Here is a 25,501-nt window from a genome sequence, read left to right as displayed (position 1 = left end):
CCGTTGGTGCCTGAAACACGTGGTAAGTTACGCGCTTGCCGTAGAAAAAAGTGGAGGACGGAATGCACATATCCAAGCTGACACTAGTCAACTATCGCAACTTCGCGAACGCTACCTTGCAATTCAACAAGGGCGTCAATACGATCATTGGCGAGAACGGCGCGGGCAAAAGCAACGCTCTGAGAGCTATACGGCTCATGCTGGACGATAGCATGGTCCGAGCTTCATACAGGCTCGATGAGTCCGACTTCTATCGAGGGCTTGGCTCCTGGCGCGGTCATTGGATCATCATCAGCGTTGAATTTGACGAAGTCAGCGCTGATGAAGCGATGCAGGCCCTCTTCGTCCACGGTACCGGGGTTGGCCAAGCAGGTGGTGTGGTAGAGCGTTCCACCTACAACCTGATATTCCGCCCGAACAAACAGATGAGAATGAATCTGGCGGCACTTCAAGACTATGACGTCGTCGAGATGAATGCGCTTCTTGATCGCATAACGATTGACGACTACGAGACCCTGTTTACGGGCAAGAGTGGCGCTGATTTCTCCGATCCGGCTGTCTACCGGCGTATCGTCGGAGACTTTGACAATGCAGTGTTTAACAGCGAAGTAGAGTTTCCAGAGCTAGGCGCGCCCATCCCGCGCATGCTGTCAGTCGCGAAGGAGGTCTCGTTCACCTTCATTCAGGCCCTTCGTGATGTTGTGTCGGAATTCCATAGCAACCGGACCAACCCGCTTCTCACCTTGCTGAAGAGCAAGAGCGGTCAGATCGACCCACTGCAGTTTCAGCCGGTCGTAGAGCGTGCCCGGCAGTTGAATGCCGCGATCGAGGGGCTGAATGACGTCCAAACCGTTCGCTCCGACATCATGCAGACGATTCACGGTGCGGCGGGTCAAACCTACTCGCCAGCCTTTCTCGCCATCAAGTCCGATCTGCCAGACGAAGCGGACTTGCTCTTTCAGTCACTCAAGCTCTTCGTTGGTGAGTTCGATGCAGTCCATGAAGGCAGCATCCATGAGCTCAGCCTTGGTGGTGCAAATCTGATCTTCCTGACACTGAAGCTTCTGGAGTTTCAGTATCAGCACGAACGCCAGCCCCTTGCCAACTTTCTGCTCATCGAAGAACCTGAAGCGCATCTACATACACATGTACAGAAGACTCTCTTCGATCGAATCGGATACGCGGGCGCGCAAATCATCTACTCAACGCATTCGACGCAAATCTCGGAAGTCAGCAACATTAAGAGCGTCAACATCCTTGGACGCACCGGCAAGAGCTGCGAGGCATTCCAGCCCTCTGCCGGCCTCGGGTCCGAGCAGGTCGGCAATGTTCAGCGCTACCTCGATGCAGTCCGTAGCAACCTACTGTTCGCGAAAAGCGTGCTTCTGGTTGAAGGGGATGCAGAAGAGATTCTCATTCCGTTGATGGTGAAGCAGGTGTTGGGCGTCAGCCTCGACGAGCTGGGAATTAGTCTCATCAACATCGGCAGCACGGGCTTCTCCAACATATCCGTGTTGTTCCATGATGCTCGAATACGTCGACGGTGCTCGATCATCACGGATCTTGACGCGGCATTCACGGACCCGCATCCCTTGCCGGAGGACGATCCTGAGACGTTGGCTTTCAAGAGTAAGCTGCTTCACGCCCAAGTTTCAGGGGGGAGGCGGAGATTAACCCTGGAAGCCGAAGCCGCTGGAAATGCATGGGTTCGCCCGTTCTTCGCCGCGCATACGTTTGAGGTGGATTTCGTGGCGGCGGGCAACGTCGAGAAGGTAGTTGCATCTGTCAACGCGGTCTACAGCCAGGCCGCGACGCAGGCACTCTCTACGGCGCAATTGAGATCCGGCGATCTAGTTCAGTATGGAGGACGAGTTCTCGCAATGGCCAATTACGAAGGCAAGGGCTGGTTTGCCATTCGTCTCGGCAAGCTCATCGATCACAAGACCGTAATTCCTTCCTACATACGTCAAGCGATCGTCTTCGCTCACGGCTCCTTTTCCAGACAGGTGATCTTCAACATCCTTAAGCATCGTATTACTGTGAACAACCCAGGTGGCGCCGCCGCGCCACCGGCGCTGCAAACATTCTGGGAGCGTCTACTCCAGTACCACGCGGGAACGATTGACTTCAACACCATCCGTGCCGCTGCCGCCATCGGGCTGTCGAATGACCAGATACTTCCATTCCTGGGCGACCTACCGTGACCTTCGTTTGGACAGAAAAGGAACTGAACGCAGAGCAGTCAGAGACCGTTCGCGAAGAGAGTAGTACTTTTCTGGTGGCATGCCCGGGCAGCGGGAAGACCAGGACCCTTACCTACAAGATCGCCTATGAACTCTCGCGCCTGGACAGCGACAGAAGGTTCGTCGCGGCGCTAACGTACACGCACAGAGCAGCGGACGAAATTCATGAGCGAATTGAGGGACTCGGAGTAGACACCTCCCAGCTTTGGATTGGGACAATCCACTCCTTTTGCCTTGAATGGATCCTGAAGCCCTACGCTATCTACGAGCCTGCCTTAGCGCATGGCTTCCGAATCATCGATAGCCACGAGCAAGAAAAGTTGCTGGAAGTGTTATGCCGGACGCAGCAAGGAATCACGTATTGGGACTGCGACTACTACTACACCGAACACGGCTATGTGTTGGGCTGCAGGGATCAGAGCAAACACGCGCGTCTTCATGCCATCTTTGCTCTGTACCTTCGTCATCTCGCGGATAACAGACAGATCGATTTTGAGCTAATCCTGTACTACGCCTCATGCCTTATCCGAAACCAGCCGCAAATTGCGAAAGTACTTTCCAACATCTTCCAGTGGGTACTCATCGATGAGTACCAGGACACGAAGCGAATCCAGTACGAGATCGTTGCGGCCATCGTTCGAGCTGGCGAGGAGCGCACCCGGCTGTTTGTTGTAGGCGATCCCAACCAGGCAATCTTTGGATCGCTCGGCGGATTCGCGATGTCAGCAACAGAGCTGCGGCAGCTCTGTGGAGTGCACATCGAAGAACGTGCCCTGACTTCGAACTACCGATCCACCGATCGGTTGATCAGGTATTTCTCGAACTTCACCGTCCAAGCGACCGTTATTCACGGGGCTGGGCCTGACCGAACGTTTAATAGCACCATCAGCTACAACACCGTAGTAGGCCGTGACGGAGTGGAGGACGAGCTTGCACGGCTCATCAGGCTGAGCGCCGCACAAGGAGTCCGTCCGGAGCAGATATGTGTGTTGGCGCCATGGTGGATTCTATTAGCTGGGGTCACGCGACGGCTAGCCGGTGCGCTGCCCGAGTTTCAGTTCGACGGTCCGGGAATGGTTCCGTTCAGCCGCGACCAGGAGAACTTCTGGTATCGGCTGTCACGCATTGCGTTGACGCAGGCGTCGCCTGATCAGCATGTAAGACGGATGCGCTGGGCGAACGAGGTGATAAAAGACCTTGGCAATGAAGGCCTCGACACGCGCAGAATAACCGGGAAAATACTTCTTCGCGAGAGCAATTCAGTACTGCTCGCTGAGACGGATGGCTTGCAATACCTCAGGCTGTATTTCGATGCGTTGATGGCTCGACTCGGGATCGAATGGCAATCTCACCGCTTGCTAAGCGAACACCATCGGGCGTTCTTCGATAGTTCTGCAGCGAAGGTCGAAAGGTTGCGGAGAGAGGGCACTCCCTACATCGGCGAGATTGATTTCTTTCGCAAGGTGTTCCGACACCGAAGCGGCATCACAGTGAACACTATCCACGGGGTCAAAGGCGCGGAGTTTGATGTCGTGATCGCCTTCGGTTTGCTGCAAGGGATGGTTCCCCATTTCAGCGAAGAGGAAGGTGCGGACGGGGGTGCCGCTAGCGCGAAGAAGTTGCTTTACGTTGTGGGTTCTCGTGCGCGCAAGCATCTCTATCTCATTTCGGAGCAGCAACGCCGGAGAGGCGGAGGGCGGGGACCATACCCTGCAACAGATATCCTAGCTGAATACGTGTTCGACTACGACGACGCATAGCCGCAGAAGTCCGTGTTGTTCTGCAGGTGCTAAATGATTGTCGATTCTTAATTGACTCAAAGCAGACCAAAGATCTCTGAGAGAGGAAGCGGATAAAGACATGGATTCTCATGAACTGCAGTTGATTAGGGGCAAGTTAGACGGCTTCAATGAGCGATGCAAAGCGATCATGGACCTACTGGGCGCCAAGTGGAACCTGTCGCCAGAGAATCGCCTACTTGTAGAGAATCTCTATCGGTCATTGAAAGACGATTTGAAGCGTGCCGCTATCACCGGCACTGTGAGTGGTGATAGTCGGGCATTGACAGACGTAGAAGTGCGCTTCTATGCGCCAGCGGTTCGGGCTGCCGCTCTGGCACTCTCGCCTGCCGTCAACTCCAACCCCATTTCATCCAATTGGTTCTCTGCGCTCTACGACGCACAGATTGAGTTCACGCACTACATGCCCAAAATCAACGACGCTTAGACGAACAACAGCTATCGCATGAGCCCGCAAGATGTAGGATCGTCGATTGAGAGGCACATGGCGTCGCCGGATGTAAGCCTCGATCGCCACGTCCGCGGCAGGCTGCTGGAGCTGGGGCAGATGCTGGCACACAGAAAAGCCATCTACCTGGACTTGCGCTTCTGGATCTTGCTACGCGATGCAATTCATACCGAAGGGTCAGATATGGCTCCCAGGATGCTTTTCAAGCTGCGTACCTTGGTGAATTCCGGCGTTGCGTTCTGTCCGATCAGCGACAGCACTTTCCTCGAATTGTTCAAGCAAACCGACAGTGTCTCCCGAGTGGCCACGGCTGAACTAATCGACGAACTAAGCCTCGGTGTAACGCTTGTCCCGTTCCAACTGCGTGTGGGAACTGAGATCGCGCATTACATGCACTCGACGAAGCCTGCGGCCAGTGTCTATCCCTTGAGGGAGCTAGTATGGTCCAAGCTAGGTTACGTGATGGGCTTTGTCCATCCCACGCACAAGGCGTTCGATGGCCCCACAAACCTAGCGCTACAGAAGGCTTTCTTCGACCACTTGTGGGACAGCACCTCCCTGGTCCAGATGTGTTCGCATCTTGGCGATGCATTTGTCCACTCGGACCCGCTCGATTTCCAGAAAATGTCGGCGAATCTGAACAAGCGGAACCACGTTCATGCCGCGGATCTCAAGAGCTTTCGGAAGACCTATAAGAACGAATTGATTGGGGTGCTGGACCTGTTCGCGGGCACGTTGGCGAAAATTGTTGCGCCCATGCTGCCTCCCGAAGCCGGGGCGCTGCCGGCCGAGGGGAGCGCTGAGCGGGCCGACGTCGATCGGCTGTGCCTGTCATTTCTGGTGGGCGCACTGGACACGGAGGACGGGCGCAAGACAATGCGCAGTCTCCACATCAAGTCCCTGCTGCATGCCGCTGTTCGCTGGAACAAGAAGCAGGCTCTGAAGCCGAACGACATGTTCGACTTTGACCACGCGACGGCTGCGATCGGCTACTGCGACGGGTTCTTCACCGACGGCCCTTTGCGGGCTATGCTGTCTCGGCGTGACCTTGGTTTGAATGAGGACTTTGGCTGCTTCGTGAGTTCCGATATTGATGAGTGCCTGCGCTACTTGACGACCTTGCATCATGCGGATGCAGGGACGTGAGTTGCCGCTTGCAAAAAAGCAAGTGGACCGACAAGAAAAGAACGGATGTCAATTGCTCTAAAAGGTCTGGCGCTAGAAATCGATGCGGCTTGCGAGGTACGGGGCTCGTCGGCACTTCGTGCTCACCTCGAATATGTAGGACCGCATGCCGCTGCCTGTGCAATCTGTATGTTCAGAATGCTTTTAATCGTTCAAAGATACCGGGGGGCTGAATGACTCAGATTCTCCTAATTGGCACTGTTCACGAGGAGAGTGGCCTTGCGACGACCTCGGCATTGCTAGACATAATTGAAAGCGTTAAACCAGAGGTTATCTTCTTAGAGATACCAACGGATTCGTTCACAGTCTTTGATGAAGGTGCAAGGAGCAATCTCGAGTCACGTGCGGCAAGACAATACCGTGAAGCAACCGACGCTGAGCTTGTCCCTGTAGATCGTCCGACGCCGGAGGAATCATTCTTCAGAGATTGGCAGTATCTGGATAGAAGGATCGCGACCACAAGTCCTTCCTATCGCCGTTTGATCGACCAAAACACGATCGAAGTATCCACGCATGGCTTCTCCTATCTAAATAGTGTGCGGTGTCGAGATGCATGGTCTGCGATCTATGGCGCAATAGAGATCGGAATTCAACGCCTTTCGCACGATACCAGGCTCCCAGTGATCTACGAAACCTGGAGGAGTACAAACGAACTTCGCGATGAGGTCATGCTGCAGGGTATCTACGCCCATTTGTCGCGAAAGCCGTTTACTACAGGCGTCCTTCTTGTCGGTGCAGCTCATGCGTATTCAATTGTCAACAAATCGAGTAAGGGGCGTCATGTTAACGCTCCTCGTATTGAGTACTGGGATCCCAGGTGAATTGTTTGCGAGGGCTATTCAATTTGGATGATTCAATCCGTGACCAAACTAGGGACGATCAGCAATGAATATGAACCATCTGCCGAGACTGGTTAAGGGCTCGTCTGCGCTTCGGCATATACCGCTTCATATCGACAGCGAAGACAAGGTGGTCCTTGATGGTATTCGTTACTCGCTGGAAATCGCAGACCGAGCCTACAGACGCTTACGCGAAACGCTGTGGAAAGTTTCGAGCGACAAGAAGTCTGATCATGTCGATCGATACGTTGATTTAGTCTCGGATGCATGGACTGTTGTTGACTCGCTCAATAAGCTTCATACCCTGTGTGGATCAGAATGCTCTTATCTCGACCATGAATATTGCCGCAGCTACGCAGCGGCACTGCGTCCCATCGTCAAACTTAGAAATTCCAACCAACACATCAAAGGGCGGCTGGAGAAAATTGTTGCAAACAAGGAGTCGGCTTGGGGGGCAATTGCTTGGATAACATGCGCATCAATTCCACCGACACGCGGTGAAGCCCATTGCTTCGTAGCTGGAGCAATACGAAATGCGGAGCTAACGCTACCAGAAATTCCAGAACGGCCGTTTTATATGCCGGTGGATGGCATCGCAATGACAGCTGACAAGACGGATGTTTTCATAAGTGACCTAATGCTCCTGACTTTAAAGTTCATTGAGCAGTTTGACATTGACCTTTCAAAAATCTTTCCCAGCAACACACCACATCTTCGCGATGCGCATGCCATTGGTGAATTCTCCTTCAATGGAAGTGGTCTCAAGGCACCACGAGTGACCTTAGCCGTTATCCACAAAGTTGAATCGCCCATGAACCGTGCCGAGCGCCGAAAGAGGCAAAAAAGTCGCACCTAGAAAATTCAGGAAGATTGCATGACAATAAGCTCATATGAAATTTGTGGCAGTGTCATAGCATCGCTGCCCTATGGAATCGGCATGGAACGAGCCAAAGACGCTTGGATGGCTTAGCAGAGTCGCGGTTGGACTGATCCTGGCGCTTTCGTCTGCTACCGGTGTCGATTCAGCTGATGATGAAGCAATTGCGGCAGAAGATGCCGTCGAGTGACGGTATGCAGACGTTTTTTGTACTTACATACCGCAGCAGCGATGCCGCCCAAATAATTTGACGAGGTGGGACTCGAAATATTATCGAAACCGAAAATTGCACCTGCTGACTTAGAAGCGCAGTTGCAGGATGATATGGAGGGCATCGGATTCGAACCGATGGAGGGCTTGCACCCTCGCCAGTTTTCAAGACTGGTGCATTAAACCGCTCTGCCAGCCCTCCGATTTGAAGTGTAACTCATGACCAAATTTCCTGTTACGAGCTTCCTCAGTCTGTTTTTCGAATTTGGCTGATGTTCAATCGTTATTGGGGAATTTCCCACTACTGATTTTCAGATTTACCAATCACAAGCGCCTTGACCATTGGCAGTGCCTGGTTCTGCTCCAGCCAGCGTACAAAATGGGCAACGCGGTCTTTTCCCGCAATGGTGCGTGCAGATGGCTTTGCAGAAAGATCAACCAACTCCAGCCGTTGCCTGTCGAGTTGTACGAAATCTGGAAACCGATGAAGAACATTGACCATCACCATTGCTAAGTCACCGAAAGCAATATCGGCTGCATCGACTGGGCCAGAGTGACGCGGGCGGCTGGCATACCGTTCAAGCTGAGCCCGACAGGCTGCAAGTTCTTCTCGCAGATTTGATGCTGAGATTTTCGCGGTAGCCAGCTTAGCCTGCAAGATGGCTGGGTCGCGCGTCGAGTCGGGCGTTCTTGTGACAATACCTGGTTGGCCAGCTAGGTGAGCGAGAAGCAAGCCCTTGTACTTGACGTTTCGAAGCAGTGTTGTGCGGTGAACCTTCAGGCGGTCGGATAGGTAAGCTGCGAGTAGTCCAACAGTCTTGAACTCTAGCTTTCGTTTTGCGCATAGTCGAAGCTCGTCTGTCAAAGCTGGGGCTAGATGCGCGGAGCGCTCAGCATTGAAGCGGGCCAAATTTGCCGCGCCGCGTTCATTTCCCACCGCTAACTCCAGAAATTAGTACCGGGATGGTGGTTGGCGGAGGTGAGGCCAACTGTGCGGCCACCTGCTTAATAGAAAGTCCCTGGCTCTTCATCATGAGCGCAAGCATCGCTGCAACTCCCTTTATGTCGCTGAAACCATCGTCTACAAAGCTCAACGAATCAACGTCCTTGCCTGCCTGTAATTTGCGCTTCAATTGGCTGGCCACAAGCTGCACCTGCGGCGTGCTCATGCTCGGGTATGCATTAGAATCAGCAATGCGCTGAAGGATTAGCTCGGCTGTGGTTGACGACCGCGTCACTTGTTTCAGGTGACGCTTCACCACCTCAGGCTTTTCGACGTGTAGAAGGAGTTCACCGTCGTTTGGCGCCTCGTTTCGCATTAGCTCCAGCACTTCCTCGCTCAACTTCCACCCCATGAGTTCGTTGATATCCAATTCAATGGCCTCCCAGACTTCGTCAAGGGCAGCAACAGGCTCACCAGCGGCTTCAAGTAGCTCTCGACGTCGATGTTGATACTTGATGCGCTCAAGCAGCTGGTTTCGCTTTGCCGCGATGGCGGGTAGATGGTCGATACACTTCATGGCCAGCGGACAGCTGCCGCATCGGCGCGGTTCGCCAATCTGCTCCAGGATATCGGAGGGGCACTCTTCACCGACCGGGCAGATGTGTGTCTCCCTGAACCGAATCTTAGACATCGGCCCCTCTCGGAGCAACTGCACTCCATTCGTCTCCGAGCTTAAATCGTCAGTCGACCATAGCGCGATGGGTGGCATGAACCGGAAGGCCTGCATTGTCGCCTCACGGTCCTTCGAAAAGCTCTTGACCAGGGCACTGTCGGGCTTATCCGCTCGCACGTGAACGCCAGATTCGGCGAGAAACTGAGCGAAGTCCGACGCAATGGCCGAGTCGCTATTTTGCAGCCGCTGTCGAAGTTCTTCTTCGTTAGGTTTATCGTAGTGTGCGGTAACTACCTCACTGCTATGGCCGAGTAGCTCTGCGGTATCAGATAGTTCAAGCACGCCTTTGCGATTCGTTGCAAACGTAGCACGGCAGGCGTGGGGCGTGTGTATCGTCAGAATGCTGATGGGGCAGTACGGGCGCTCTTCCGCATCCCCTTTATCTTGTATGGTCGGTGTTCCGTCGGCCTGAACACGAGGCTGCAGCTTGTACATGCGGACGTGTCTCTCACCAGTGGCCTCTCGATAAAAGGCTTCGAAATCCACCATCAACCGTTTCCAATACCTGTCGTACAGAGCGTCACTCACCGGAAACGCCGAATCGTGACCGCGGAAAAGTGGCACGATGGGGTCAAAGGGTGACGAGTGGAGGCCCTCATAGTCAACGGGGCCGTAAATGTCAGCGTCGGCGAACTGCGTTTGGAATTTCTCTTGGCGGCGTAGCAAATTCTTGACGCGATGAACGACGTAGGTCCGCCAACTGTTCGTCTTCGTCTTGTCGGTGTTTACCAGAAGCGGAAATGTATAGCTCTCTTCGGGAGTATCCGCTCCTAATTTTCGCCAACTGGAGCGGTCTAACCACTGAACAGACTGCGCTCGCAATCCCGTTTCAAGCGCAGTGATGAGTAGACGTAGCGCGGAACAGTGAGGCATGTATGCGACAGTGCCTTCTACGGAGTCGCTGGGCTTCAGTTCTCGTTCAGCCCAAGCGAACACGTTCGGCACAGTCGCCAGGGTATAGCTTCGGCCCCGATAGGTGACTTGAGGAGTGAAGTCGAAGACGTCTGTCTCGAAGCGTAAAGCGTTGCGCAAGGCCTTGCGGTCATTTGGAAGCAGACCTGACCTGGCCTTCGTTTCAAGGTGCATCCCGAAATCCTCAACGGCGTAGCAGTAGAAGAGCAAGTACCCGTAAATTTGCTTCGGGATGACCTCCTTTGTAGTCTTGCTCTTAGTCTCTATACGCGGAGCATCGAACTCCGGATTGAGGGGGCTCTTGTAGGTCGAGCCGGCGATTGCTTCATCGTCGGCGAAGTGAGTTTCTACAAAGTCGAAGAAGAGACCTAGCTGATGGATGGATACTTTTGCGGACTCATTGCTGGGACGGCGAAGCCGAATCAACTCTAAAAGTGTCGCCGGTAATTCAGTCCATGGTGCCTTCGAGTGTCGGGCAACGAAGGCGTACCTTGAGAACTTGCGAGGGCTGAGCGGAAATGCGACTTTCGCCTCTGGCGCAACTTCCCTCCACCAGGGAAGGTAGTAGAAGAGGTAATCGGCGAGAAGATTGAGAGCAGCCACGGCTTCGTAGGTGCTTCGGTAGCCCTTAACCACTTCTCGGTGATGCAGGAATGCTTTGAAGCAGGTCACCCACAGCTGCATAAGCTCGTCCAACTTGACGTGTTCACGTCCTGGGTAAGAGATTTGGTCTATAGCTTGCCAATCTAGTGCGCGACGACTCACGCCCTTCAGAGACATGAAATTTCGCAGGAGAACTTCATGAGCGCTCTCTTCGTCTGTTACATCCTCGTACTGGAGAATCCGCTCCTTTCTGGTTTTGCGTGTCTTTGGCCCTGCGAGTCCTGGGCGAAGAATTTTCTTGCTAGGGTCAAAGGCTTCGAAGGCGACGTTGCTAATAGCATGGGATAGAGACCAGTTTGAATAGCGTGCGAGGTCATCGGCGGTATATGGCACGTCGTTAGGGAACGCGCGGATCAGTTTGGCTGCTAACAACCCCAGAGGCAGCGTGCCCCATCCAGCAATGGCGTTGGTCGATGATCCTAGTCTGTGTAGAACACGTGCTCTAGTGAGCTCTGCGATTTCGACGAGCGAGACGTCTTTCGGTGTTTGCCAGTCGGCCGCCCACAAAATCCGGGGGCCGTAGAAGTACATCCGCCGGGCGTCTCCGGATCTGGTTTCGTCTTTTGGGTTGAAGGTTCGCACCCAATCCAGCAATGGATGCCGGAACTCATGGACTGGAAAGTAGCTTCCGACGTTGAATACAGTCGGTAGCAGCAGTGTCCGTTGTCGCCAGAGTTCTATGAGAAAGAGCTTCAATCCTCGTTTTAGTGAAGCGAAGCCGCTGGCCGGTGGCGACTGAGCTGTCGAGTACATGCCGAGCGCAGCTGGCAACTTCGCTGCAGTACCGGGAGCAAGTTGACTCGCTTCAAATGCGGCGTCCACAAAGGCTTCGTCGTACTTTTTATTTGGCGGAAGACTGCCTTTTCGGAACATTGTGACGAAGGCAAATTCTTGATAGTCGGCAGCACCTGCCGGTCGTCCCATAATCTGTTCGAGTAGTTCCGTGGTTCGACGTATGGCTTCGTTTGCGGCAGCGTGAAGTTCCTCACCCTCTGTAAGAAACTGGATTCGGTCAGTGACGTTTATCATTTGGCGCCCCCCAAATCCCCGACTGCCGCTCTCGGACGCAGATTCAGTTCTTCCGGGTTGAGATGGAGAAGTGACCGGTCGGAAGCATGAAGCTTTTGCATCAATCGTTCGCGCTTCACGCGAGCGTACTTCTGGGTGGTGCTGATTTTTTTGTGTCCCATTAGCATCTGCACATCGGTAATGGGCAATCCAAATCGACCGTTACGAGGGTCTACGGGGAAGTCATTCAACATGTAAACCCCATACAGATGACGAAGTGAATGCGGCGTATACATCTCACCGTCGAAGGGCAAGGGAACTCCTGCTTTGATGGCAGCTTTCTTAAACGAATTTGCTAGCGCCGCGTCGCTTGCGCCAATAAATGGCTGCCCGCGCCTGCGCGGTTCAACGTACTGAAACAGGAATCGGGGCTCTCCTGGCTTTGCCGTTGGGACGTACTCGAAATTGAGGTACTGCTCCAGCGCGTAGAAAAACTGTTGTCGGAGAGGCGAGAACAAGTAGGTCGCTGCTATGGCGCGACCTTTAAATCGAGGCATCTCCAATACATCCTCGGGCGGGATGAGGCGCCTCCCGTTTGGGTCAATTACGTAGACCTTTTGTTCATCGGGGTGCACGTCTTCAAGCAGCAAATTTCGCGCCTCGCTGGTGCGAATACCTGATGCGGCGAGTAATAGCCAAAGTGCTTTGTCGCGCCATGAAGTGGCCGCTTCTATGAGCGCGGCCAGATGCTCAAGTGGAAACGCTTTGTTCTCGACGTCTTCTTGCGCACCCGCGTCAGACGTGCGCATACGCCTGGGGCGCCGCATTCCCTTTGCTGCATACTTTGCAACGCTCCCGAGCAAGGAATTCTGCCGCATCCGATGCAATTCCACCTTTGCGACAGCGACCTTTCCCTGCAGAGCCTTGACGAGAACTTCAGGTCTGCCGTTGTGCTCGATGCCTAGCAAGCTAGCACTCTCGAACTCCTCACTGGCAAGGGATTCGGAAAGGGATAGGAAGTGGTTGACTGCAGCTAGCGTGTTCGAGAAGCTCCCAGCTTTCATAGGGGGCCAATCAAGTGATTCAGCGGTTATTGCCAACCACTGGTCGTCTCTGTCTGGGGATGCCTCGTGACGCACTTGGCGTGCCGTAAGTTCAGAGCCGTCGCGCAACAGGAGCGGATAGGCGTCTATGACTGCATTGAGACGCCTCTTGGTTAGCGGAGCATCTCCGAAGACGCCTGCTTCGAAAAGGTAATCAAGGAAGCGTCCGACGACTTCAAGGTATCTCTTCGTCGTGCGTGGTTTGTACCTTTGTGTGAACTCACTGAACCGCGAGAATGCCTCGACCTCTTGCCCGTCCAGTGTTCGGAGCAGCCAGGTCGGTTTACCGTTGCGTGTAGTGTGTTCTCGTGTGAGGTTCTTCAGGCTCAAGGTTAGACCCGTCTGCAGCAGTTCTGACTACAAATGTAGCAAGATTAGATGCACACGCGTCAAAAGACTTGGAATTATCCTGCGATAGAGGTAAATCAGAGCTCGAGAAGGTGAATCAGTGGATATTTAGATGCACAGAATTCTGGTAAAGATAAGAACTCACGAACGGTTGCCCGTTGCCGGTTTTCAAGACCGGTGCAATCGACCACTCTGCCACGCTTCCGATGCACCGATTCTAGCGTCTGGGCTGCTCAGCCCAAGGTCTCGTCTTCGCCCTCGTTGACCGCACTGGCCGCGGCGGCGGCAAACACGGCCGCGGGCGAGCCGTCGGTCTTGCGCCCGGTGCGCAGGCTCAAGCCCCCGGCGGGTCGGCCCTGCTCGCCCAGCGCGGGGCGCAGCTTGGGGTTGCCGTTTTTGGCGCGCCACTGCTGGACGGCGGCCTGCAGCTCGGCTGCCTCGGTGATCTTGGCGCCGTAGCGTTGCAGCACCAGGTGGGCCGTCTCGATCAGCTTGGCGTTGAGTGTCTCGTTGCCATGGATCAGCAGGTTGCGTACGGCGCCGGCCGGGTCACCGCCCAGGCTCAGGGCCATGGCCGTCTCGGCCAGCTTGAGAACTTCTGCGCTGGCGGCGCGCAGGCGCTCGGCATAGGCCGGGTGCACACCGGCAGCGCCGGCCAGCAGCTCGCTCATGGAGCGGCCGGTGGAGAAACGCAGCCCCAGGGCGTCGATGGCGGGTTCCACGTCGTCGAGCTGGATGGCCTTGTTGGCCAGCTGGGCCATCAGGGCCACCAGGTTGGTGGCGGATTCGAAATCGAAGGCCGGGTCCTTCACCTGGCTGGCGAGGTCGCGCACGGCATCGACGGCGCGTGCGAACTGGCGGTCCATGATGAGGATGAGCGCATCAGTGATGGCGGCCAGGCGCTGCAGGCGCGGATTTTTTTCGTCGCGGTCGATCAGCTTGACGAAGTCGTCGCGGCAGTGCTGCAGGCCCTTGCGGTCGCTGCATTCCAGCCGGGTGAAGGCCAGCAGCACCAGGGTCTGCGCGTCGAACATCTTGGAGTCCAGGCCCAGGCGCGCGCACTGGCCCAGGATCTTCTCGGCCTCCACGCGGTCACCGCTGTAGTACATCATCAGGCCCAGGTTCTGCAGGCGTGAGATGGAGAAGGGCGTGACCGCGCAGGCCATGCGGTAGGCCGCCAGCGTCTGCTCATGGTTGCCCAGTTCGAACTGGGCGCGGCCCAGCACGTCGTAGGCGTCGGCGTAGCGCGGGTCGTCGCTGATGAGGTTTTCCAGCGTGCTGATGGCGCGGATGGGCTCGCCGTTGTCCAGCAGTGCGCGCGCCACCCCCAGCTTGGCCCAGGGCAAGGTCTTGGCAGCTATCACGGCTTCATACAGCTTCTGGGCCTGGGCATAGTCCTCGATGCGCATCAGCAGCTCGGCACCGATGCGTGCGGCATAGAGCCAGAAGGGGCCGCGGGCCTCGAAACGCTGCAGGCACAGCCGCGCACCCTTTTCGAAATCTTCGGTCTCGATGGCTGCAAAGATGTCGGCCAGCGCGGTCTTGCGCTGGCGCGCCTGGTACAGGCGCTCGGCCAGGCGCGTGGCCGTGTGCGGCTTGATCAGATAACCGTCCAGGGCCGATTCGGCGGCCTCGGCCACCTTGGCGTAGGTGGCTTCGCCGGTGACCATGATGAACACCGTGGCAAAGGGCAGCAGCTGGTTGCGCCGCAGGTCATCCAGCAGGTCCTGGCCGGTGGGGGTGCCGGGCTGGAAATACTGTTCGCACAGCACGATGTCGAAGGTCTTGAGTTCCAGCACCTTGCGCGCATCGATGGAACGGGTGGCCTGTTCCACGGCGCCGACACCGAACTCGCGCAGCTGGTTGACCAGGATGGCGCGCGAGGTCGGGTTGCCGTCAACGACCAGCGCCCGGGTGTTGGAAAGATCGTCGTCGTACAGCGCCATGCGCGGACCGGTCTCCGGTTGAGGATGCGGGGATGATAGTCCTGATGCCATCAAGCAACCAGCCCCGGCGCGCTGACGCGAACCGGGGCTGGTGTTCGTGGGGCGATGCAGGGCACGGGCCCTGCAGCAGATCAGGCGTCGGGCGCGACCTTGTGGTTGGCCAGGGCCTCGATGGCTTTCACCAGGGCCGAGTGGTCGGCCTGGTCGTGGCCCAGGGCGGCGCAGGCGGACATGAGCTGGGCGGCGTTGGCGGTTTGCGGCAGTGCCATCTTGAGCGACTTGGCGCCTTGCAGGGCCAGGTTCAGGTCCTTCTGGTGCAGCGCGATGCGGAAGCCCGGGTTGAAGGTGCGCTTGACCATGCGCTCGCCGTGCACTTCGAGAATGCGCGAGGCAGCGAAGCCGCCCATCAGGGCCTGGCGCACCTTGGCCGGGTCGGCGCCGGCCTTGGAGGCGAACACCAGGGCTTCGCTGACGGCGGCGATGTTGAGCGCCACGATGATCTGGTTGGCCACCTTGCAGGTCTGGCCGGCGCCATTGCCGCCGATCAGCGTGATGTTCTTGCCCATCAGCTCGAACAGGGGCTTGACCTTCTCGAACACGGCCTCGTCGGCGCCGACCATGATGGTCAGCGAAGCGGCCTTGGCGCCGACTTCACCGCCGGAGACCGGCGCGTCCACGTAGTCGCAGCCCAGGGTATTGATCTTCTTGGCGTATTCCTTGGTGGCGATGGGATCGATGGAGCTCATGTCCACCACGATCTTGCCCTTGGAAAGACCCTTGGCGATGCCGTTCTCGCCGAACAGCACCTTCTCCACGTCGGGGGTGTCGGGCACCATGGTGAAGATGATGTCGGCGCGCTCGGCCACACCGGTGGGCGAGGTGCAGACGGTGGCGCCGGCGTCCACCAGCTCCTGCGGCACCTTGCTGCGGGTGTTGACGAACAGCACGTGGCCGCCCTTGATGAGGTTCATCACCATGGGGGTGCCCATGATGCCCAGGCCGATGAAGCCCAATTTCAGTCCGGATTTGGTCATGTCGAGTCTCTCGTTTCTTATTTCGTCAAAGTCTTGATCCAGCCCAGGCCCTCGACCGTCTTGGTGCGGGGCTTGTACTCGCAGCCGATCCAGCCGGTGTAGCCGATGGCGTCAAGGTGGCGGAAGAGGAAAGGATAGTTGATTTCGCCGGTGCCCGGCTCGTTGCGGCCCGGGTTGTCGGCCAGCTGGATGTGGCCGATGCGCGGCAGGTAGGCCTGCGCGGTGGCGGCCAGCTCACCTTCCATGCGCTGGGCATGGTAGATGTCGTACTGGATGTACAGGTTGTCGCTGCCCACGGCGTCCAGGATGGCCGCGGCCTGCGCCGTGGTGCTCAGGAAGAAGCCGGGGATGTCGTAGCTGTTGATCGGCTCGATCAACAGGCGCAGGCCGGCGGCCTTGAGCTTGTCGGCGGCGAACTTGAGGTTGCTCACGAAGGTGGTTTGTGCCTGCTCGCGGCTCACACCGGCGGGCAGCTTGCCGGCGAGGCAGTTCACCTGCGGGCAGCCCAGGGCCTGGGCGTAGGCGATGGCCTGGTCCACGCCGGCGCGGAACTCTTCCACGCGGTCCGGGTGGCAGGCGATGCCGCGCTCGCCGCCGTCCCAGTTGCCGGCCGGCAGGTTGTGCAGGACCTGCTTGAGGCCATGGGTCTTGAGCAGGCCGGCCAGCTCGTTCTTGTCATAGGCGTAGGGGAAGAGGTATTCCACCGCCTCGAAGCCGGCTGCCTTGGCTGCCGCAAAGCGCTCCAGGAAGGGCACTTCGTTGAACAGCATGGTCAGGTTGGCTGCAAATTTGGGCATATCAATCACTCCGTCATAGCAAAGAGGGCCGGCATTGCCGGCCCCGGGGTCTCAGGCTCTCAGGTTCAGGCCGGCGCGCCGACGCGACGGTTTTCCGTTTCCTCGAACTCGATGATATTGTCAATTTCGGTGCCCATGGCGATGTTCGTCACGCGCTCCAGGATGACCTCGATCACCACCGGCACGCTGAACTGCGCCATCAGCTCTTCCGCCTGGGCGATGGCCGGGGCCAGCTCCGAGGGGCTGTGCACGCGGATGGCCTTGCAGCCCAGGCCCTCGACCACCTTGATGTGGTCGACGCCGTAGCCCTGGGCCACCGGGTCACCCTGGGTGTTGATGTTCTCGAAGGCCAGCTGCACGCAGTAGTCCATCTCGAAACCGCGCTGCGCCTGGCGGATCAGGCCGAGGTAGGAGTTGTTCACCACGACGTGGATGTAGGGCAGCTTGAACTGCGCACCCACGGCCAGCTCCTCGATCATGAACTGGAAATCGTAGTCACCCGACAGGGCCACGATCTTGCGGCTCGGGTCGGCGGCACGCACGCCCAGGGCGGCGGGCACGGTCCAGCCCAGCGGGCCGGCCTGGCCGCAGTTGATCCAGTGGCGCGGCTTGTAGACGTGCAGCATCTGGGCACCGGCGATCTGTGACAGACCGATGGTGCTGACGTAGCAGACATCCTTGCCGAAGGCCTCCACCATGCCCTGGTAGACGCGCTGGGGCTTCATGGGCACGTTGTCGAAGTCGGTCTTGCGGTGCAGGGTGGCCTTGCGCTCCAGGCACTCGGCGGCCCAGGTCTTGCGGTCGGCCAGCTTGCCGGCGGCCTTCCACTCCTTGGCGACCTGCACGAAGAGTTCGAGCGCAGCCTTGGCGTCCGACACGATGCCGTAGTCGGGGGAGAACACGCGGCCGATCTGGGTGGGCTCGATGTCCACGTGCACGAACTTGCGGCCCTTGGTGTAGACCTCGACCGAGCCGGTGTGGCGGTTGGCCCAGCGGTTGCCGATGCCCAGCACGAAGTCGGAGGCCAGCATCGTGGCGTTGCCGTAGCGGTGGCTGGTCTGCAGGCCGCACATGCCGGCCATCAGCGGGTGGTCGTCGGGGATGGTGCCCCAGCCCATCAGCGTGGGGATGACGGGCACGCCGGTGAGCTCGGCGAACTCCACCAGCAGGTCGGAGGCGTCGGCGTTGATGATGCCGCCGCCGGCCACGAGCAGCGGACGGGCCGACTCGTTGAGCATGGTCAGGGCCTTCTCGGCCTGGGCGCGCGTGGCGGCCGGCTTGTAGGCGGGCAGCGAGGAATAGGTCTCGGGATCGAATTCGATCTCGGCCATCTGCACATCGAAGGGCAGGTCAATCAGCACGGGGCCGGGGCGGCCCGAGCGCATCAGGTGGAAGGCCTGCTGGAAGGCGCGCGGCACCTGGGCCGGCTCGCGCACGGTGACCGACCACTTGGTCACCGGCTTGGAGATGGACTCGATGTCCACGGCCTGGAAGTCTTCCTTGTACAGGCGGGCGCGCGGGGCCTGGCCAGTGATGCACAGGATCGGGATGGAATCAGCCTGGGCCGAGTACAGGCCGGTGATCATGTCGGTGCCGGCCGGGCCGGAGGTGCCGATGCACACGCCGATGTTGCCGGCGTTGGCGCGGGTGTAGCCCTCGGCCATGTGCGAGGCGCCTTCCACGTGGCGCGCCAGGATGTGGCTGATGGTGCCCTGCTTGCGCAGCGCGGCGTACAGCGGGTTGATGGCGGCGCCGGGGACGCCGAAGGCCTGCGTGACGCCTTCCTTCTCCATCACCCAGACGGCGGCTTCGATCGCTTTCATTTTGGCCATGGGGAGTTCTCCTTGAATATCAAAATCGATGCCGGACTGTAAAAATTCCCGGGCACTTGCGGAAGACGGCTGGAGTCCATAACATCTATTCCATATCGGAATAACTAAGGCGCCAGTCATGGATCGATTGCATGCGATGGAGGTGTACGTACGGGTGGTGGAGACCGGCAGCTTCTCGAAGGCGGCCAAGGAGTTCGCCATCACCCAGCCCACCGTGACCAAGCTGGTCGCGGCGATCGAGGAGCGGCTCAAGGTGCGCCTGCTCAACCGCAACACGCGCGGCGTGAGCGTCACCGAATCGGGCGCGCTGTATTACGAGAAATGCAAGGTCATCGTGCGCGAGTCGGACGAGGCCGACAACATCGTGCGCCTGCGCCAGACCCAGGCCCAGGGCCTGCTGCGCATCGGCACTTCGGTGGCCTTCGGGCGGCGTGTGGTGACGCCGCTGGCGCTGGACTTCATGGCCAAGCACCCGCAGGTACAGATCGACCTGAGCTTCGAGGACCGTTACATCGACCTGGTCGCCAACGGCATCGACGTGGCCATCCGCATGGGCAAGCTGGCCGATTCCACGCTGGGCGCGCGCTTCCTGGGCGTGAACCCCTGGCTCATGGTGGCCTCACCCAAATACCTGCGCAAGCAGGGGGTGCCCAAACAGGCCGTCGACCTGAGCCGGCATCCGGCCCTGATCTACAGCAGCGTGCTGGGCGATGACGTCTGGCGCATGACCACCCCCAAGGGGGAGACCATCACCGTGCCGGTGGCCGGGCGGCTGCGTTCCAACAACCTGTCGGCGGTGCTGGCGGCGGCGCGCAACGGCTTCGGGATCGCAGCCATGCCGCACTACGTGGCCAGCTACTCGCTGAAATCCGGTCATGTGGTGGAGGTGTTGCGCGGGCACACGCTGCCGGAGCAGGAGATCCACGCGGTGTTTCCCAGCCCGAAGCTGGTGCCGGGCAAGGTGCTGGCCTTCATCGCCTACTTGCAGTCGCGCCTGGGCGAGCGCTGGTGGGACGATTTACCGAAGGCCTAGGCGCTTACTGGTTGCCCGCTGCCGAGGGGCCGGACACCAGTCGCACGGTATTCGGGTTCGGCGGCATGGCGCGGCGCGGCTGGTTCCTCGGGCCCTGGCCTTCGCTCAGGGTGTGCAGCTGGAAGTTGCCGCTGGCATCCCACAGCCAGGTTTCGATGTAGGTCGCGCTGCCCATGCGCACCGGCGCCGGGAAGGGGGCGGCCTGGCGTACCGTGCGCTCGATCTCGGCCATGACCTCGGGGGCATGCTCGGGCGCGCGCATCCAGTTCAGCGACTGCAGGTTGCCGCGGCTGTCCACCTGCAGTTCCAGCACGCCGATGGCGTAGAGGAAGTGCGGCATCACGCCCTTGAAGATGCGGCTGTTGTTCTTGTCGTAGAGGTGGTAGGCCGCGTCCAGGCGGTAGTCAATGACGGTGTCGGCGCTGGACACCGGGCCCATGGGCGGCAGGGCTTGCGGCAGGGCGATCACCGGGGCAGGCGGCGCGACACTGGCACGGGGCGCGGGGGCGGTGGCGCAACCTGCCACCAGGGCCGTCAGCACCAGGGCGCCGGCAATGAACAGGAAGGGGCGAAAGCGAAGGTTCTGGCTCATGGGCTAGGGGTCGGCCGGACCTGTTGTCCCAACGGGGTCCGGCCTGCAGGCAGTGATGTGCCTACTGTGCCACAAATGTCAGCAACTGTTACAAATTCCGGGCCACGGGCGCCGGTTTTCCGGCCCCTGCGCCCCGGATGTGTGCCCCGGGTGCAACAGCGCTGGCGTGTTTCAGTCGGCCGTGATGCCGCCCTCGCGGATGGTCTTGGCCCAGAACACGGTCTCGCGCTTGACCAGCGCGTCGAGCGCCTCGGGCGGCATGTAGCGGATCTCGATGCCGGCCGCGTTGGCCCGCGTCTTCGTCTCGGCCTGCTCCATGGCCTGCTTGATGCTGCTGCTGAGCTTGGCGATCACCTCGGGCGGCGTGCCGGCCGGTGCGAAGATGCCGACCCAGGCTTCGAGCTCGAAGCCCTTGAGGCCGGCCTCGTCGGTGGTGGGCACATTGGGAATGCCGGGGTGGCGTGCCTTGCCGGCCACCGCCAGGCCCTTGAGCTTGCCGGCCTGGATATGGCCCATGACCGAGGGCGGCGTCGTGATGAAGACCTGCACCTGGCCGGCCAGCACGTCCTGCACCGCCGGGCCGGAGCCGCGGTAGGGGATGTGGACCATGCTGGTGCGCGTCTGGCCCTTGAACATCTCGGTGCCGATGTGCGAGAGCGAACCGTTGCCTTGCGAGGCATAGCTCAGCTTGCCCGGGTTGGCCTTGAGGTAGGCGATGAACTCCTTGAGGTTGTTCGCCGGCACCGAGGGGTGCACGGCAATCACGTTGGTGGCCACCGTGACCAATGCCACCGGGGCCAGGTCCTTCTGTGCCCAGGGCAGCTTGGGGCTGAGGGCGGGGTTGCCCACGTGGTAGGCCGAGTAGGAGGTCAGCAGGGTGTAGCCGTCGGGGTTGGCGCGCGCCACCAGGCCGTAGGCCACATTGCCGCTGCCGCCGCCCTTGTTGTCCACCACGACCGACTGGCCGAGCACACGCGAAAGCGGTTCGCTCAGCAGGCGGGCCGAGGCGTCGACGAAACCGCCGGGCGGGTTGGGCACCACCAGGGTGACGGGCTTGGCGGGGTAGCTCTGGGCAGCGGCCAGGGTGGCCAGCAAGCTGGTGGCGGCCAGCAGGGCCAGGGTGCGCAGGGTCGGGCGGCGTGGGGTCATGTTTGTCTCTCTCGGTTTTCTGGAAGGAATTTTGCGCAGTTTAGTACGCATGCAAAGTATCTGCTCCGTGTGGCCGGGAATCGTGCGGCGACGGGTTACCGCCGGGTTACGACGTCACAATGTCGGCTGGAGACCCACTGAATGAGCCACCCCGATCCGCGCGTCCAGCCACGCGAGTTCCTCACACACCTTTACCAGGCCGCCGTGCGGCGCGCCCTGCCGCTGCACAACACGGCAGCGCACCTGCCCGCGCCGCCCAAAGGCCGCACCGTGGTCATCGGCGCCGGCAAGGCCGGCGGCGCCATGGCGCAGGCCGTCGAGGCCCTGTGGCCGGCCGACGCTCCGCTCTCGGGCCTGGTCGTCACGCGTTACCACCACACGCCGCCGCGCCCTACGGGCCTGCCGCAGCGCATCGAGGTGGTCGAGGCCTCGCACCCGGTGCCCGATGCGGCCGGCCTGGCGGCTTCGCAGCGCATCCTGCAACTGGTGCAGGGCCTGACGAAGGACGATCTGGTGCTGTGCCTGATCTCGGGCGGCGGTTCGGCCCTGCTCACGCTGCCGGCCGAGGGCCTGACGCTGGAGGACAAGCAGCGCATCAACAAGGCGCTGCTGGCCAGCGGCGCCAACATCGGCGAGATGAACTGCGTGCGCAAGCACCTCTCGCGCATCAAGGGCGGGCGCCTGGCTGCGGCCTGTGCGCCGGCCCAGGTGGTGACGCTGACCATCAGCGACGTGCCGGGCGACGACCCCTCGATCATCGCCAGCGGCCCCACCGTGCCGGATGCAACGACCTGCGCCGACGCGCTGGCGATCCTGCAGCGTTACCGGATCGAGGTACCGGCCCCGCTGCTGGCCGCGCTTGAACAGGGCGCGCTGGAAACGCCCAAGCCAGGCGGCCCCATCTTCCAGGGGCATCAGGTCAATATGATCGCCACGCCGCGGCAATCGCTGGAAGCGGCGGCGGCGGCGGCGCGTGCCGCCGGTTTGCAGGCCTACATCCTCAGCGACGAAATGGAGGGCGAGTCGCGCGAGGTGGGCAAGGTGCACGCGGCCCTGGCGCGCGCGGTGGCGCAGCATGGCCAGCCTTTTGCCAGACCCTGCGTCATCCTCAGCGGCGGCGAGACCACGGTCACGGTGCGTCCGGTGCCCGCGGGCGAGCAGCGCGGCAAGGGTGGCCGCGCCGGCGAGTTCTGCCTGGGCTTGGCGCTGGCGCTGCAGGGCCAGGCCGGTGTCTGGGCCCTGGCGGCCGACACCGACGGCATTGACGGCATGGAAGAGAACGCCGGTGCCTGGGTGGAACCCGGCACGCTGGCGCGCGCCCAGGCGCTGGGCATGAAGGTGGAGCGTTACCTGGACCGCAACGACGCCTACGGCTATTTCCAGCCGCTGGGCGATCTGGTGGTGACCGGGCCGACCCATACCAATGTGAACGATTTCCGCGCCCTGCTGGTTCTCTGAACATCCAACTGCGCGGTCTTTGACTTGGCTCAAGGTCGGTGCCGCCGCGGGGCGGCACAGTGGCTCCCATGTTGCCCCCCGAATTCATGGACGCCAGTGCCGAACGCCGCAAGGCTGCGGCGGGTGGCGTGTTGCTCAAGCGCGGCAGCACACCCACCGCTGTGATGTATGTGGAGTCCGGTCGCGTGGCGCTGGGTGTGATGGAAGGTGACGTCCTGGCACATCAGCTCGGCGAGATCCAGGGGCCGTTCTGGCTGGAGGCCACCGCCGCCGTGCTGGGACTGCCCAGCGTCGTGGACGCCGTGGCGGAAACCGAGGTGGTGTTGCGCCGTATTCCGCTGGCGCGTTTTCGCCAGTCGCTGGGCGCCATGCCGGTGGCGGCACGCACAGTCTTGCAGGACGTGGCCACGGCGCATCGGCGCCAGACCGAACTGGCCGTGAGCCGGCTGGCCAAGGATGCCGAGGCGCGTTGCGCCGAATGGTTGTTGCGCCATGCCCAGCCCGGCGAGAAGGGGGCACTGGCCGTGCCCCTGGAACAGCGCAAACGCCTGATTGCCGCCCAGCTGGGGATCGCACCGGAGACGCTGTCGCGTGTGTTGCGCCATCTGCGCGAGCGCAGCCTGATCAGCGGCACCGGCCGTGTGCTCAATCTGCTGGACCCTGGTGGCCTGCGGGTGCTGGCCGGCGTCTAGCATCAGGGCCCCCACGCTCTCTCACTTCGTGTACTCGCTGCCCCCGAGGGGGCTGCAGTCGCCTTGGGGCGGCCCGGCGGCGACTGAGCCGTTTCTCGCTATTTCAGGAGCACAAGGCCTTGATATCGGCCGGGATCGGGATGGCACGTATGCCCTTACCGTCCTGGCGGTGCGCGGCAAAGATGCGCACCTCGTCGCATTCCATGATCAGGTCCACGGAGCCGTCGGTGTTCTCGCGCTTGATCTGGTAGCGCTGCACGAAGCTCTTGTCGCGCCATTCGGATACGTGCACGTGGATCTGCAGCGTGTCGCCATAGCTGGCGGTCTTGACGAAGCGCGCATGGGTGTCCACCAGCGGCGTGCCGATCAGCCCGCTGGTCTTCTCGGTCTCGTGCCATGGCGGCACACCGCAGTGCAGGAAGAAGTGGCGCGACGCGGCGTCGATCCAGCGGAAGAAGTTGGGGAACCAGACGATGCGCGCGGGGTCGCAGTCGCCGAACTCGACGCGCTGCGTGTAGACGACGGTGCGGGGCTGGGGGGGCGTGGTGTCGGTCATGGTGGGGAACAAAAAAATGGCCCCCTCCACGGGGAGGGGCCGGATGCAGCTCGGGGCTCAGTCGCCCTTGATACCGCGAGCGCGGATGAGGGCGCCGAAACGCTGGGAGTCGTCCGTGGCCTTGGCGGCGAACTGTTGCGGGCTCATCGCTGCGGCTTCGCCACCCAGGGCGGCAATGCGGTCCTTGGTGGACTGGCTGCCCAGGATCTTGTTGATCTCGGTGTTCAGGCGCGTGATCACGGCGGCCGGTGTGCCAGCCGGGGCGTAGAAGCCGAAATAGCTGTCGGCATCGAAGCCTTTGAGGCCGGTGGCCTCGTCCACGGTGGGCACCTCGGGGAACAGCGGTGAGCGCTTGGGGCTGCCGATGGCCAGCAGCTTGAGCCGGTTCGCGCGTACATGCGGCAGGGCGATGCCCGGGTCGAAGGCGAAGTCGATCTGGCCGGCCAGCAAGTCGTTGAGCGCAGGGGCCGCGCCGCGGTAGGGCACGTGCACGGCGAAGGTGTTGGTCATGCTCTTGAACATTTCGGTGGCGAGGTGCGGCGAACTGCCGTTGCCCGGTGTGCCGTAGGACAGCCTGCCCGGATTGGCCTTCAGGTAGGACACGAGTTCCCGGGCGTTGGCCACTGGTAGCGCTGGCTTGACGACCAGGAACACCGCGACGCGCGCGACCGAGGCCACCGGCGTCAGGTTCTTGGCGGGGTCGAAGGGCATCTTGTCGTAGATGTGCGGGTTCACCGACACCAGGCCGCCCGAACTCATCAGCAGGGTGTAGCCGTCGGCGGGTGACTTGGCAACCACGTCTCCGCCGATGTTGCCGCCCGAGCCGGCGCGGTTCTCAACCACCACGGGCTGGCCCAGAGCGTCTTGCAGCGGCGCAGCCACCAGGCGGGCCAGGACGTCGGCCACGCCGCCGGGTGGGAAGGTGACGATGACCTTGACCGGTTTGGCGGGATAGCTTTGCGCATGGGCCAGCGGCAGGCCGCCGGCGGTGGCCAGCAGTGCTGCCAGCAGGGTGCGTCGGCTCAGGGTGCAAAGTGACAGGATGGACTTCATGATGTTGCTCCAATTGGTATTCGGTCGGGATCGGGCCTCGATTTCGCG

At 60.2% G+C, this 25,501-nt stretch carries 20 protein-coding genes and 1 tRNA gene; 9 read left to right on the top strand and 12 right to left on the bottom strand.

The genetic code is table 11. The features are described 5' to 3' along the window. Positions 1–62: 62 nt before the first annotated feature. From AC1RRP_RS02725 to AC1RRP_RS02700, 6 genes are all read left to right on the top strand, one after another. Positions 63–2,204, top strand: a complete 2,142-nt coding sequence (locus tag AC1RRP_RS02725) for an ATP-dependent nuclease (protein ID WP_493033003.1) — start codon at positions 63–65, stop codon at positions 2,202–2,204. After that, the gene (locus tag AC1RRP_RS02720) at positions 2,201–4,003 is read left to right on the top strand and encodes a UvrD-helicase domain-containing protein (protein WP_493033001.1); all 1,803 of its coding nucleotides are present in this window, start codon (positions 2,201–2,203) and stop codon (positions 4,001–4,003) included. The genes AC1RRP_RS02725 and AC1RRP_RS02720 overlap by 4 nt, the downstream gene beginning before the upstream one ends. A 100-nt stretch (positions 4,004–4,103) precedes the next feature. Further along, complete coding sequence (locus tag AC1RRP_RS02715; RefSeq protein WP_493032999.1) at positions 4,104–4,469, top strand: hypothetical protein; 366 nt, start codon at positions 4,104–4,106, stop codon at positions 4,467–4,469. Between the two features lie 18 nt (positions 4,470–4,487). Then, on the top strand, positions 4,488–5,636 hold the full coding sequence (locus AC1RRP_RS02710) for a hypothetical protein (RefSeq protein ID WP_493032997.1): 1,149 nt from the start codon (positions 4,488–4,490) through the stop codon (positions 5,634–5,636). Positions 5,637–5,848: 212 nt separating this feature from the next. Then, positions 5,849–6,496: a hypothetical protein gene (locus tag AC1RRP_RS02705; protein WP_493032995.1), complete on the top strand. Its 648-nt coding sequence runs from the start codon at positions 5,849–5,851 to the stop codon at positions 6,494–6,496. Between the two features lie 70 nt (positions 6,497–6,566). Continuing rightward, positions 6,567–7,370: a hypothetical protein gene (locus AC1RRP_RS02700; protein WP_493032993.1), complete on the top strand. Its 804-nt coding sequence runs from the start codon at positions 6,567–6,569 to the stop codon at positions 7,368–7,370. 346 nt (positions 7,371–7,716) lie between these two features. Here AC1RRP_RS02700 and AC1RRP_RS02695 read toward each other — a convergent pair. The 8 genes from AC1RRP_RS02695 to gcl form a co-directional block, all read right to left on the bottom strand. Beyond that, positions 7,717–7,803: transfer RNA gene (locus tag AC1RRP_RS02695), tRNA-Ser, on the bottom strand. Positions 7,804–7,902: 99 nt separating this feature from the next. Continuing rightward, positions 7,903–8,538 carry a hypothetical protein gene (locus AC1RRP_RS02690; protein WP_493032992.1) on the bottom strand — a complete coding sequence of 212 codons (636 nt, stop codon included), beginning with the start codon at positions 8,536–8,538 and terminating at the stop codon, positions 7,903–7,905. After that, the gene (locus AC1RRP_RS02685; protein WP_493032990.1) at positions 8,528–11,881 is read right to left on the bottom strand and encodes a hypothetical protein; all 3,354 of its coding nucleotides are present in this window, start codon (positions 11,879–11,881) and stop codon (positions 8,528–8,530) included. Before AC1RRP_RS02685 ends, AC1RRP_RS02690 begins: the two co-directional genes overlap by 11 nt. Continuing rightward, positions 11,878–13,293: a tyrosine-type recombinase/integrase gene (locus AC1RRP_RS02680; protein WP_493032988.1), complete on the bottom strand. Its 1,416-nt coding sequence runs from the start codon at positions 13,291–13,293 to the stop codon at positions 11,878–11,880. Before AC1RRP_RS02680 ends, AC1RRP_RS02685 begins: the two co-directional genes overlap by 4 nt. A 251-nt stretch (positions 13,294–13,544) precedes the next feature. Further along, entirely contained in the window at positions 13,545–15,257 is a 1,713-nt protein-coding gene (locus tag AC1RRP_RS02675) for a response regulator (protein WP_493032986.1), read from the bottom strand. A 131-nt stretch (positions 15,258–15,388) separates the two neighbouring features. Continuing rightward, entirely contained in the window at positions 15,389–16,291 is a 903-nt protein-coding gene (gene glxR, locus AC1RRP_RS02670; RefSeq protein ID WP_493032984.1) for a 2-hydroxy-3-oxopropionate reductase, read from the bottom strand. Positions 16,292–16,308: 17 nt separating this feature from the next. Next, complete coding sequence (gene hyi, locus AC1RRP_RS02665; RefSeq protein ID WP_493032982.1) at positions 16,309–17,088, bottom strand: hydroxypyruvate isomerase; 780 nt, start codon at positions 17,086–17,088, stop codon at positions 16,309–16,311. Positions 17,089–17,153: 65 nt separating this feature from the next. After that, positions 17,154–18,920 (bottom strand): glyoxylate carboligase, encoded by a 1,767-nt coding sequence (gcl, locus tag AC1RRP_RS02660; RefSeq protein WP_493032980.1) that lies wholly within the window; start codon positions 18,918–18,920, stop codon positions 17,154–17,156. A 118-nt stretch (positions 18,921–19,038) separates the two neighbouring features. Here gcl and AC1RRP_RS02655 point away from each other — a divergent pair, with 118 nt between their 5' ends. Further along, entirely contained in the window at positions 19,039–19,953 is a 915-nt protein-coding gene (locus AC1RRP_RS02655) for a LysR family transcriptional regulator (protein WP_493032978.1), read from the top strand. Positions 19,954–19,957: 4 nt separating this feature from the next. Here the strand turns inward: AC1RRP_RS02655 and AC1RRP_RS02650 are convergent, their stop codons facing one another. Beyond that, entirely contained in the window at positions 19,958–20,545 is a 588-nt protein-coding gene (locus AC1RRP_RS02650) for a hypothetical protein (protein ID WP_493032976.1), read from the bottom strand. A 171-nt stretch (positions 20,546–20,716) separates the two neighbouring features. Then, on the bottom strand, positions 20,717–21,694 hold the full coding sequence (locus AC1RRP_RS02645; protein ID WP_493032974.1) for a Bug family tripartite tricarboxylate transporter substrate binding protein: 978 nt from the start codon (positions 21,692–21,694) through the stop codon (positions 20,717–20,719). A 141-nt stretch (positions 21,695–21,835) separates the two neighbouring features. On the opposite strand from AC1RRP_RS02645, the gene AC1RRP_RS02640 reads away from it, so the two are divergent. Both AC1RRP_RS02640 and AC1RRP_RS02635 read left to right on the top strand, forming a co-directional pair. Beyond that, complete coding sequence (locus AC1RRP_RS02640) at positions 21,836–23,152, top strand: glycerate kinase type-2 family protein (protein WP_493032972.1); 1,317 nt, start codon at positions 21,836–21,838, stop codon at positions 23,150–23,152. A 68-nt stretch (positions 23,153–23,220) separates the two neighbouring features. Beyond that, the gene (locus AC1RRP_RS02635) at positions 23,221–23,844 is read left to right on the top strand and encodes a Crp/Fnr family transcriptional regulator (protein ID WP_493032970.1); all 624 of its coding nucleotides are present in this window, start codon (positions 23,221–23,223) and stop codon (positions 23,842–23,844) included. A gap of 103 nt (positions 23,845–23,947) precedes the next feature. On the opposite strand, the gene AC1RRP_RS02630 is transcribed toward AC1RRP_RS02635, so the two are convergent. Next, positions 23,948–24,400 (bottom strand): acyl-CoA thioesterase, encoded by a 453-nt coding sequence (locus AC1RRP_RS02630; protein ID WP_493032968.1) that lies wholly within the window; start codon positions 24,398–24,400, stop codon positions 23,948–23,950. A 57-nt stretch (positions 24,401–24,457) separates the two neighbouring features. Further along, entirely contained in the window at positions 24,458–25,453 is a 996-nt protein-coding gene (locus tag AC1RRP_RS02625; protein ID WP_493032966.1) for a Bug family tripartite tricarboxylate transporter substrate binding protein, read from the bottom strand. Between the last annotated feature and the right edge of the window lie 48 nt (positions 25,454–25,501).

The sequence above is a fragment of the Hylemonella sp. GW821-FHT12C09 genome, assembly GCF_058807395.1.
This window is presented reverse-complemented; position numbering and strand designations above follow the sequence as displayed.